A 12242-nucleotide genomic window follows, 5' to 3' on the forward strand; every position below is an offset into this window, starting at 1 on the left:
AAAATATGAATGGCATCGAAAAATTTATAAGATTAGCATAGCCGTTCACGCCTGAGATTGTTCGCTTGCTTTACGCGCCACCTGCGTGTCCATTCTAGTTGTTCTTACTCACAATGCATCATTGTGAAGGTTATGTATTTGTAAATTTAATAGAAAAGCCTTTAGCCTTTCGCTTGTCTTCATTAGGGATAATGATAATGCCGACTCTTGTACTACAACAATTTAATCGTGGTTTTTTTCGCTCGCTCTTTTGGATAGCACTGCCTATTGCATTGCAGTCAATGCTGTTTTCGAGCCGAAGCCTTGTTGATATCTTGATGTTAGGGCAGCTGGGTAATGTTGAAGTGGCTGCTGCAGGCATTGCCGGTAAAGCGTTTTTTGTCGCCATTATTATGTTGTTTGGAGTTTCGACGGGCGGTGCGATGCTAACGGCTCAGTATTGGGGAGCAAATAACAAGCAAGGGGTGCGTGAAGCAACAGCATTAACGGTAATGATCAGTGGTGGCTTTGCTTCTGTGGCTGCGGCTTTGTTCTTATTTATACCTGAAAGCATTATGGGGCTTGCCACTCAATCACCAGAGGTTATTGCGCTTGGCTCTGATTATTTACGTATTACTGCATTTAACCTATTAGGGGCTGCATTTGGTATAAGTATGGCGGTTGGTTTGCGTTCAATGCATCAACCGGGTATCAGCACGTTATTCAGTGCGATTGGTATCGCAGCCAATATGTTCCTTAATTGGGTTTTGATCTTTGGTCAGTTTGGATTACCGGCTATGGGGATCAAAGGGGCGGCATGGGCAACGTTATTAAGTGGGGCAATCGAACTTGTGTTGCTGGCTGCTTATTTATACGGTCGTAACCATTTATTAGCCTTCGACTTTTCGACAATTAAGACTGTTTGCAATAAAAAAGATATTTCTCGTTTTCTGAAATTATCGCTGCCTATTACATTTAATCATTTAGCCTGGGCTGGTGGTATTTTTGTTTATCACGCGATTATTGGTCAATTAGGCGTTGATGGTCTGGCGGCAATGTCGGTGATCACCCCAATTGAATCATTATCGTTGGCGATGTTGATCGGTATTTCTAATGCATCAGCGGTGTTTATTGGAAATTTACTCGGTGCTAATAAAAATGAAGAAGCTTATTTAAAAGCGTGGGCTTTTTCATTAGTCAATTTGGTGTGTGCATTAGCAACCGTGCTTTTGATGTTTGGCATAAAGCAGCCGCTATTAACCTTATTTTCAGGATTAACACCCGATGTACGTCATTTAACCGATCATTTCTTTGATATTTTCGCCATTGTGCTGGTATTGAAAAGTATTCCTATGGTGATGATAGTTGGGGTATTACGGGCTGGTGGCGATATTAAATTCTGTTTTTACCAAGATATTATTGCTCAGTGGGTGATAGGTATTCCGGTAACCGCTTTCTGTGCACTGGTACTCCATTGGCCGATTGAGTGGGTATATGCATTACTTGGCTTAGAAGAACTTGTGAAGTGGTTTGCTTCATCTTGTCGGGTTTATTCACGTCGATGGATTAATAATTTAGTGGCTTAAGATAAGTAGAATTGATGGTCATCATAGATATTATTTATCAGCGTATTACTCTACGCTCTAATATGAAGGCAAATACGGTATTGATGTTAATTCGATATGAGTAGACAAAAATTTATAAATAGTCGTTCTCAAAACCTAAATTGCTTTATTGACAGGGCTATTTAAGGTAAATTTTGCCTCGGTAAATACATGAAGTATTTATTAAAGTTATTTTGATTAATTACTGCTTTTTTTGAGTAATTAATAGAAACTCAAGTGTTGGTGATATAGATGTTACGACTGGCGGAACTCTGTAAAGGATACCGTGATGGTGCCGAGTTTCATTCCGTGCTGCAAGGGACGAATTTAGAGCTCGAACCTGGGGATCAAATTGCGTTAATGGGAGAAAGTGGCTCTGGAAAAAGTACACTTTTAAACCTGATTGCGGGATTAGATATTCCAGAAGAGGGAGAGATTTGGCTAGGAAATACACCTATCCATTCGATTTCTGAGCGTGAACGTACTGCGTTTCGCCGTGATAATATTGGTTTAGTCTTCCAACAATACAATTTACTACCAACCTTGACAGTGGCTGATAATATTCGTTTCTGTCGTCAATTAAAGGGGCTCCCTGCGGATGATAAATTGTGGCGTCAGTTGATCTCGGCGCTGAATTTAATGTCTCTACTTGATCGTTATCCTGAAGAAATCTCCGGTGGACAGCAACAACGTGCTGCGATTGCTCGCGCTATTTATATGGAACCTAAAATTCTGTTAGCCGATGAGCCAACCGGTAGCCTTGATGAACGTAACGCTGAAGCGGTGATCCGTTTACTTATTTCACTGACGAAAAAATTACACTGTACATTATTAGTGGTGACGCACAGTAATAAAGTGGCTTCACATATGCAGGGGCAGGTGCGTCTGCAAGGGGGACAGTTACATGTTACGCCCCGTAGTTAATGCGCTGTGGGGGCATTATCGACGTCACCCGTTTCAAATTATTCTCGTCTGGCTAGGTTTAACACTTGGCATTGCTTTGTTGGTTGGGGTGATGGCTGTTAACCAACAAGCGAAAGAAAGCTACCGTGAAGGTGAACAACTCTTTTCTAATCCATTTCCTTATCGGATCCGTCATGCACAAGTTGGGATGAAAGTCCCACAGGGCTTCTATATTCAAATGCGTCGCGCTGGTTTAAAAGCGTGTTCACCATTGGAAGAATACCGCATCGTTACTGATCAACAACGTGATTTCCAGTTATTAGGTATCGATCCTGTAGCGTTGATGGGGATCAGTGATTCACACCGTCTTGATGATGGTAAGGTAAAGTTACTGGAATTAATGCGCCCACCATACCCAATCATGATTGGTCAGCAACTGGCTAATTATATTGGTTTGAGTGATGGCAGTATGATCACTTTAGATTCAGGTAAAAAGATCGGGCCGATTGAAATCATTCAAGATGATCGTATGAACGAGCCGAGAATGATTGCCGATATTGCTTTGCTGCGTGAATTGAATCCAAGCTCTGGTTTTACTGCGGTTGTTTGTGGCGAAATGAGCCGTGACCAGCTAAGTAAATTGATCCACATCCTACCACCGGGCTTAACGTTAGAGCGTAAGCAAAGTGCGAAATTAGAACCACTAACGAATGCATTCCATTTGAACTTGTTTGCCATGGGTATGTTGTCGTTTGTGGTAGGTCTATTTATTTTCTATCAAGCCATGTCGCTGTCATTTGCTCAACGTCAGCCATTAGTTGGGATATTGCGTCAGTTAGGTGTTAACAGTGGGCAAATTGCTAAAGCTTTAGTATTTGAATTGTCTTCGTGGATTGTGTTGGGCTTAATTGGTGGTAACTTGCTGGGCTTATTATTAGCTCAGCAACTGTTACCAAGTGTTGCTGCATCATTGAATGATTTATATAGCGCTAACGTCAGTCTACATATTCAATGGCATTGGTCTTGGGGACTAGCAAGTCTAGCAATAGCTGTATTCGGTTGTATGTTTGCTTGTACATGGCCAATGATCCGCTTAGTGAAAACCCAACCTGCGCGTTTATCAGCACATTTATCATTGATCCGCTTTAGTGGTCGTGAGTTTGCATGGCAGGCGTTGTTTTCTGGCGTCTTTATCTTAATCGCTTTTGGTATATATCAATTACCACATGGTCAATTAGCAGGGTTTGCATTAATTGCATTTATTCTGATTGCATGTGGCTTATTTATGCCGTTCTTACTGTGGAAGCTATTTCTTGGGCTTGGCAAGGTCTGTCGTTCTGCACAACTGCGTTGGTTCTTTAATGATGCAGCCGCTAGTTTAAGTTACCGAGGTGTCGCAGCAATGGCATTTATGCTGGCATTGGCATCCAACATCGGTATGGAAACCATGGTTGGTAGTTTTAGAAATACTACTGAAAGTTGGCTAGAACAACGATTAGCGGCAGATATTTATATTCGTCCATCAATGAACATGGCACCACGTATTTCAAAATGGCTTCAAGATCAGCCTGAAGTAGAACAAGTATGGTGGAGTTGGCAGAAAGAAACGCCGTCTGATACGGGAACGATTCAGGTCATGAGTATCGGTGAAACAGCCGGTGAGAAACGTGCACTATCGGTGAAAGAAACCGCTTATGAATATTGGCGTACTTTACATTCCAGCCGTTCGGTAATGGTTAGTGAATCTCTGGCACTTAAAAACCATTGGAGTGTAGGGGATGTGATCGATTTACCTGCCCCAATGAATAAGAAGTGGAAAATCGTTGGGATCTATTATGACTACGGTAATCCTTATGGTCAGGTGTTGATCTCACAATCTAAGTGGCAACGTTTCTGGCCGCATTCAGGGCAAGTGGGTTTAGCTATCCATCTAAATAAGAATGCTAATCCTGATAAATTGTTAGCCGATTTAGGTGCACGTTTCCGTCTGCAACCTGAGCGTATTCGTAATAATGCTGCCTTAATGAAAGAAGCGATGGGTGTTTTTGATCGTACCTTCGTGGTTACTTCAACCTTAGGACATTTAACACTGTTTATTGCGGTATGTGGTTTGTTCTTTGCCACGGTAGCTGGTGAGATCTCTCGTCAACGTCAGTTCTCTGTACTGCGCTGTATGGGAATGTCAGGACGAGAATTAGCATTATTAGGCGGTGGTCAGTTATTACTGATTGGTATTATGACGGCGCTTATTGCATTGCCTCTTGGCTTGTTCCTTGCGCAGTTATTGATTGATGTTGTTTTGAAGTATTCATTTGGTTGGACAATGCCAGTGCAATATTTTCCAGTAGATTACTTTACTACACTGGGTACTGCGCTGTTAGCCTTATTAGTGGCGGGTGCATGGCCTGTATGGCGTTTAGTGCGTCGCTCTGCAATCTTGTCTTTAAGGGAGTCATTCTAATGACAAGAAAACATACATGGTTAACACGAGTCGTAACGTTTTTAGCTGTGGTAGTAGTGCTAAGTGGCTGTGAACAACCAAAGCCAAAAAGTAAATCAGTCGAATCGTTAACCCAATCAACGGATTATGTTTTTGAGCCTGTTGTAAAAGGTGAGAAGCTCATTTTTCCACAAGATTTTGGTGCCCACCCTGATTACCGTGCGGAGTGGTGGTATTTCACAACTAACCTTGAAGCTGATGATAGCACACAAATGGCGTTACAGTGGACGCTATTTCGCATGGCGACAGGCGATGAAGATAACAAAGGTTGGAAAACACCGCAGATGTACATGGCACATGCGGTGATCACTACTAAAAATAAGATCTGGCGAGCAGAACGTTTTGCTCGTGGTGGAATAGGTCAAGCTGGTGTGATTTTAAATCCATTTCGAGCTTGGTTAGATAACTGGGCGTGGCGTGCAAAAGGGACTTCACCTTTTCCCGGCCGATTAGAATTTGCTGACGATGACATGGAAGCGATTCTTGATGTGTCACAGGCGGGTTCTATCGTGCTACAAGGGGACGAAGGGTACAGTAAAAAGCACCCATTACTCGACATTGCATCCTATTACTACAGTGCACCGTTTTTAAATGTCAAAGGCATGATTGAGCTGGATGGTAAAACTTACCATGTGAAAGGCGAAGGTTGGTTTGATCGTGAATGGAGCAGCAGCATGTTGAGTAAACAGCAACAGGGCTGGGATTGGTTCTCGATTCATCTGGATGATGGTAGCGCTCTGATGGTTTCTCAGCTGCGTGAAAAAGATAATGCACCGTATTTCTTTGGCTCACGATCTTGGCCGGACGGTAAAGTGGTGAAGTTAGATAATAACCAAATTAGAATGAAGCCGATTAAATATTATGGTGTGCAAGGGAAACGATTCCCGTTAGTGTGGGAAATCGATATTCCATCGCAATCCATTAAACTGGAAACACAGGTTGTTCGCCGTGATCAATGGTTGCCATTCATATTTCCTTATTGGGAAGGGCCGATAAGAGTAAAAGGAAGCCATACTGGGAAAGGTTTCATGGAGCTCACCGGATACGAGTAATAAAGCAAAAAAGCCGACAATATGAATTGTTCGGCTTTTTTTGTGCCTCAAATATGTGAGTTAATTGAAATATAAGAAGGTAGGTTTGTTGTTTGGGATCACGTTACGGTGCTTTAAGCATCTGACGGGTCATTAACTTTTAACTTATCTGGCATGAGCAGTGAATAATTGATTTACCTATATAATGTAGGCTCATTTGCTAACGTATTGTATTCATGCCTAAACTTAATTTACATCGTCAAGATTATGTGACCTCTATGTTAGGTCAGCTTTCGCCTTCAGAACTTCATCAACGTCTTGATCCTAATGATGAGCCTTTACAGAATAAGTTACCACGTAACCCCTATATCAGTGACAGAGTTATTGAGCAACGTTGGAAAGCTTTAAATAACCTAAATGCTCAAACCGTTATTTATGATCCTGAAACCCAGCAACAGCAGCAGTGCTATGAGAAAAATATTGAAAATTTCATAGGAACCGTAAAGTTGCCTGTAGGCATTGCTGGTCCTTTAAAAGTGAATGGCTTATTTGCCAGTGGTGAATACCTTGTTCCTTTGGCGACAACGGAAGCAGCATTAGTGGCCTCTTATCACCGAGGTTCATTACTGATCAGTGCAGCAGGTGGTGCGAGTGCGATTTTGCTTAATGAAGGGGTTACACGTGCACCGGGATTTGCATTTGAATCTTTAGTGCAAGCGAGTCAGTTTATTACTTGGGTCACCACCCAATACGATACATTCAAGACAATCGCTGAATCGACGACCCGTTATGGCAAGTTATCTGACATTAATTTAAGCATGGAAGGCAATCATGTGTATTTGGTGTTTGAGTACTTAACGGGCGATGCATCAGGTCAAAACATGGTGACCATTTCGACCAATGCGGTTTTTGAATACATTCTTGCCAATACTCCAATCAAACCGGTTGATGCTTTCTTAGACTGTAATTTATCCGGAGATAAAAAAGCGACGGCACAAACCTTACGTTCAGTACGTGGTAAGAAAGTAACCGCTGAAGTGCATTTAAGTCGTGATCTTGTAAAGAAATATCTACACACGACGCCAGAAAAAATGGTCGATTTCGGTAAAATGACCACAGTGGGGGGCGCCCTAAGTGGTACGATTGGGGTAAATGCACACTATGCAAATGCATTAGCCGCGTTTTATATTGCTTGCGGGCAAGATGCAGCATGTGTAGCAGAATCCTCTGTTGGTATTACAAGAATGGAACTAAATCAACAAGATGGACTCTGTGTATCAGTAACATTACCGAATTTGATGGTAGGAACAGTAGGTGGTGGAACGCATCTTCCAACACAAAAAGCCTGTTTAGAACTATTAGGTTTATATGGAAGTGGTCAGTCGCAAGCGTTAGCGGAAGTATGTGCGGCGTTATGTCTAGCTGGAGAGTTGTCCATTATTGGTGCTTTCTGCTCAGGGCATTTTGCTAAAGCTCATCACCGTTTAGCACGATAAAGTTTGGGCTGTTTGTTCATTGCATGGAGTAGAGAACACTGTGTTACAGAAAAAGATCGAAAAAATTAATGCGCAGAATAACTTCTTTTTTCTAACCATTGCACTCGTCAGTTTATTGATCAGTGCGTCGTTAGAAAAAGCATTACCGACAGGGTTGATCCAATATGCGTTAGAGCTTTTTACCGTGATCACCTTTGTCGTTTGTTTACTAAGCTTGCGATTTGACAAGTCATGGTTTCGATTTCTTGCCAGCCTTGGTGGTATTTGGGTGGTGGCAATGGTGGCTCGGATTTTACTGGGCATGGAAGAAATTGAAATTATCATGCTAACGTTAATGTTGGTTTTTTTCTTTGGCACGTTTAAATCCATCATGCGCCAAATCTTGTTCACAGGTTCGATCAATACTAACAAGATCATTGGTTCGATGGCGTTGTTCTTATTATTAGGTTTAATGTGGGCAATAGCCTATTTAATGTTAATCCGTTTTTTTCCTGATTCTTTCCATGGCTTAAAATCTGGGCCTTGGCATGAAAACTTCTCTGATGCGGCCTATTTTAGTTTTGTTACTTTAACCACATTGGGTTATGGCGATATTTTACCAGTGACACCATTGGCAAAAGTTTTTGCTTATTTAGAAGCGATTGTCGGTGTTTTTTATATGGCAATCGTAGTATCGAGTTTGGTGAGCTCTAGCGGCAGTAAGCATTTAGGCCGTGATGAGTAAATAACTATCGTTTTTGAAAGGCGATAGTGATTGTTTTGAAGGTTTCTGAGTATTTACAAACAATGAATCGTTTTTTCAAAAAAGTATATGAATACATTAACCCGTCGGTTAACCCAGATTTAGCGCCAGCTTTCGATGAGTGGCAAAAGCACATTCCTACCTTATGGTTATTGGGTAAAACAGGGGCGGGAAAATCCACAGTAATCCAAGCCATTACCGGTAGTAGTCAGGTTGAAATTGGTAATGGTTTTCAGCCTTGTACTCGTACCGCTTCGCTTCACCAATATCCAACTGATAATCCGCTGGTGAGCTTTCTTGATACCCGAGGTTTAGCGGAAGCGAGTTACGATCCCGCAGAAGACATTGCAATGTGTAGAGGTAAGAGCCACGCACTGATTGTGGTGATGAAAGCAGAAGAGCCAGAGCAATCATCAGTATTAGATGCACTTAAAGCGATTAAACGTTCAGGTAAGATCAAACACCTATTAGTTGTTCATACTGCGGTTAACAGCATTAGCGATGAGCAAGAGCGTCAACGTGCGATCACTTATAATCATCAACGTGTGATGGAAGTCTGGGGCGTTAAAGAATCGACTTGGCAACAGGCAACAACGGATGATGGTCTGAACCCTTATCATCCGATCATTGTTGATTTTATTCCTGATGAACAACAGCTTATTGGTCTTGATAATTTAAATACTGTGCTTGCTGAAACCTTGCCTATGTTGAGCTTGTTATCCAATAAACAGGCGCACAGTAACCGTGAAGAGCAAAACTTTGAGCGTCTACGAAAAGAAGTGCTTTGGTATGCTGGGGCTGCAGGTGCCAGTGATGCGATCCCTGCGATTGGCTTATTCACCGTCCCTGCGATTCAAGGCAAGATGCTGCATAGCCTTGCAAATCAATATGGTGTGGAATGGAATAAGAAAGATTATGCTGAATTTATTAGCATGTTGGGCTCTGGCTTCTTACTCCAATACATCTCCAAACTCAGTGTGAATCAACTGGTGAAGTTTATTCCTGCTTATGGGCAAACCGTAGGCAGTGCGACGGCTGCAGCAATGAGCTTTTCTTCTTCTTATGCGATAGGTCGGGCTGCGGCAATGTATTTGTATCATCGTAGTAAAGGTGAAACCGTGTCTAAAGATCTACTGAAAACAACTTATCAGCAAGCCTTTAAATCTGTGAAGAAAGTGGCAGAGCAGCAAGTCAGTCAGAACAAAACGGATAAGAAAGAATAAGCATGAAACGAGTAAGTAAAAGTTATCAGTTAGCCAATCAATTGTCTGATGGATTTATGCCGCTATTAGCGGTAGCGATTTTATTGCCTGTTTTGGTGTTGTCTGGTTTTGGTATTGTTGCCTTAATTAATAACGGCCAATGGTTATTGTTCTTTGGCTTAATTGCTATTTCTTGTTTATTGGTGTTTGTCCCTTATTGGATCATTCGCCGTAAAAAAGTAGTGAGTCAGGCAGTAAATGACGATCTTGCACCGCTAGATGTGACAGGCAATCCGCAGTGGGGAGAGTTTGAGAATCAAGTATGGGATGAAATGACCCATTTGATCCAACAGCAACTTACCGATGCGCCTGAGTGGGAAGCCTTGCAAGCCCATTCCTATGTGCTGGTGGCGGAAGTGGCAGATCGCTTTAATCAAGGACGTTCCTCCCAGCGTTTATCATTTACTGCTCCTGAGTTTTTACTCATGGTCGAAGAGGTAAGCCGACGTTATCGTCACTTCTTGCAAGAGCATGTGCCATTTGCGGAAAAAATTACGTTAAAGAGTTTAAAGCAGGGTTATCAGCTCAAAGATAAAGTGGGTTACGCAAAATCGGCTTACGATATTTATCGTCTGTTTCGTATTGCGACCCCTACAGGTTGGCTGGCTGAAGCCCGTGGTTTAGTGCTTGGCAAATTGTTTGATGATGTCAGCTTAGAAGTGCAAAAAAAGCTAAAAACCACGTTGTTACAAGAAGTGGCTTCGGTTGCCATTGATTTATATAGCGGCCACTTCAAGTTGGATGATGCGTCAGTGCCGCACAGTAAAATGTTTGATGAAGATCAGCAATCGGAAGCCATTGCAGTTGAGCCATTGCGTATTGCAGTTGTGGGTCAGGTAAGTGCAGGTAAATCTTCGGTTGTTAATGGTTTATTAGGGGAAATGTCAGCAGAGATCAGCGCATTACCATCCACAGATAAAGCCACAACGTATAAATGCGAAGTAGAAGGTACGGATGTCATTAATCTAATTGATTTACCGGGAATTGATGGTTCTGAAAGCGTTAATAAGATGCTGTTAAAACAGATCACTCAAAGTGATGTGGTGCTGTGGGTATTAAAGGCAAATCAGTCATCTCGCCAAGCGGATCTTCACCTTAAGCAAATGGTCGATGATTTCTACGCACAGGCGAAAAATCAAAATCGTAAAGCCCCTAAGATCATCATGTTGGTTAATCAAGTAGATAAACTAAAACCGGTTGAAGAGTGGTTACCGCCGTATGATTTAACTGATATTCAAACGGAGAAAGCAAAAATAATTTTTGATGCTGTTGAATACAATAAGTCATTGATGAAAACAGAGCGTGTGATACCGCTATCAGTGAGTCAAGATAGGCTAAATTACAATCTTGATGTACTTCAAGACAATATCCAACAAATGTATCAAGATGGTATTAATACTCAGCTAAACCGGCGTCGGGTTGAAGGCGATAGCATTGATTATACAGAACAAGCTAAGCGTTTATATCGTTTAGGAAAGTTAGTGTTTGATGCTGCTGTGAGCTAAACCGAATAGTCAATTTATACATGATCAAAAGCCCTCTTAAACGTGGTAATGACACGTACTAAGAGGGCTTTTTTTGTTTGTTAGTTATCGTACAAGTAACTTACCGAAAGGCAATTTACGTAATGCTTTAACAATCAATAGTGAGATGATAAAAGCAAAGGGTACGGCTAATACGCTAGAGATTAATGGACTAATTTCCAGCATGAAAACAAGGTTAAAGAAGTAAATAACAACAATGAAGTGACAGAGGTATACACCGAGCATGTCATTACTCATGGTTGAGGCTTTAAGCTTTTCACCAAAATTTGGTTTTCCTTGCAAGAATAAGAAGATACCAATAGCCCAAATCGGCGTGCCGAATAAGAAATCATGGTAGAAGGCACCGTTGGCGAAGAAGTACAGGTAATTTGCTTCTAGCAAGAATAGGACAAACCCCGTTATCGCAATTAATAATGATTGCTTAGATGCCAAACACAGTTTACGACGATGGATTTCATAGCCTAACGCAACCAATAAAGTACTAAAGAAAGGACCATTACGAGTAAAGATAGGTGCTTGCATATCAGTCAGTGGCACGTAGCTGCCAGCGGCACAGCCATAAACAAATAGTACTAATGCAATAGGTAATAGCAGATTATCCAATTTGAAGCTGTTTAATAGTGTGATAATACCAATGGCACAGACTAATGCAGGGATATACCATAGATGAACGAAGCCACCTTCAAATAGGCTATTAATTGGATTTACCATTAAGGTATTCCAATAATTCGTACGTTCTACCCAGTAGCCTTCATTCAATAGTGTTGTAATGTTAAATGGCACAACAAGAAAGATCAGGCTCCAACCAAACCACATTTGTAATAATGGTTTAGTGTAATGCCAAAAGACTTCTTCTTTTGAATCGCTAGTAAGCAGTTTAGGAAAATAAAAGTAGCCAGCCATGATAAAGAAAAGAGGTACGGCAAAACGACTGGCTTGATTGAGGATCATACCAATCAATGGCTCACCGAAGATCAGCGGGCTCTTCATAAAGATTTGGCTATGCAAAGCAATGATTGCAAATAGGGCAATCAAACGACCAGATTCAAAGCTAATTATGCGCTTTTTTGACATGGGAATATCTCATCAAAACATTACGCGGAGAAGGTAAACGCTGCAGTATATTTTGTAAATTATATAAATATCAAAACAGGCGTTTAACGCAGGAAAAACTTCATAAC

General features: G+C 41.5%; 9 protein-coding genes. 8 read left to right on the forward strand and 1 reads right to left on the reverse strand.

Annotated features, from left to right (window positions below):
* The first annotated feature begins 197 nt into the window (after window positions 1–197).
* From E5A76_RS02775 to E5A76_RS02810, 8 genes are all read left to right on the forward strand, one after another.
* Window positions 198–1565, forward strand: a complete 1368-nt coding sequence (locus E5A76_RS02775; protein WP_161118032.1) for an MATE family efflux transporter — start codon at window positions 198–200, stop codon at window positions 1563–1565.
* Window positions 1566–1835: 270 nt separating this feature from the next.
* Window positions 1836–2507, forward strand: coding sequence for an ABC transporter ATP-binding protein (locus E5A76_RS02780; RefSeq protein WP_053989653.1), 672 nt, complete (start codon window positions 1836–1838; stop codon window positions 2505–2507).
* Window positions 2488–4947: an ABC transporter permease gene (locus E5A76_RS02785; protein WP_161118033.1), complete on the forward strand. Its 2460-nt coding sequence runs from the start codon at window positions 2488–2490 to the stop codon at window positions 4945–4947. The genes E5A76_RS02780 and E5A76_RS02785 overlap by 20 nt, the downstream gene beginning before the upstream one ends.
* Window positions 4947–6038, forward strand: a complete 1092-nt coding sequence (locus E5A76_RS02790; RefSeq protein WP_161118034.1) for a lipocalin-like domain-containing protein — start codon at window positions 4947–4949, stop codon at window positions 6036–6038. Before E5A76_RS02785 ends, E5A76_RS02790 begins: the two co-directional genes overlap by 1 nt.
* A gap of 215 nt (window positions 6039–6253) precedes the next feature.
* On the forward strand, window positions 6254–7513 hold the full coding sequence (locus E5A76_RS02795; RefSeq protein ID WP_053989656.1) for a hydroxymethylglutaryl-CoA reductase: 1260 nt from the start codon (window positions 6254–6256) through the stop codon (window positions 7511–7513).
* A gap of 40 nt (window positions 7514–7553) precedes the next feature.
* Window positions 7554–8237: a potassium channel family protein gene (locus E5A76_RS02800; RefSeq protein WP_161118035.1), complete on the forward strand. Its 684-nt coding sequence runs from the start codon at window positions 7554–7556 to the stop codon at window positions 8235–8237.
* A 62-nt stretch (window positions 8238–8299) separates the two neighbouring features.
* Window positions 8300–9478 carry a YcjF family protein gene (locus E5A76_RS02805; protein ID WP_161118036.1) on the forward strand — a complete coding sequence of 393 codons (1179 nt, stop codon included), beginning with the start codon at window positions 8300–8302 and terminating at the stop codon, window positions 9476–9478.
* Window positions 9479–9480: 2 nt separating this feature from the next.
* Complete coding sequence (locus E5A76_RS02810) at window positions 9481–11022, forward strand: GTPase family protein (RefSeq protein ID WP_161118037.1); 1542 nt, start codon at window positions 9481–9483, stop codon at window positions 11020–11022.
* A gap of 84 nt (window positions 11023–11106) precedes the next feature.
* Here the strand turns inward: E5A76_RS02810 and E5A76_RS02815 are convergent, their stop codons facing one another.
* Window positions 11107–12135 (reverse strand): acyltransferase, encoded by a 1029-nt coding sequence (locus E5A76_RS02815; RefSeq protein WP_053989660.1) that lies wholly within the window; start codon window positions 12133–12135, stop codon window positions 11107–11109.
* Window positions 12136–12242: the final 107 nt, after the last annotated feature.

This window comes from Photobacterium lucens (genome assembly GCF_009873615.1).
Taxonomy (GTDB): Bacteria; Pseudomonadota; Gammaproteobacteria; order Enterobacterales; family Vibrionaceae; genus Photobacterium; species Photobacterium lucens.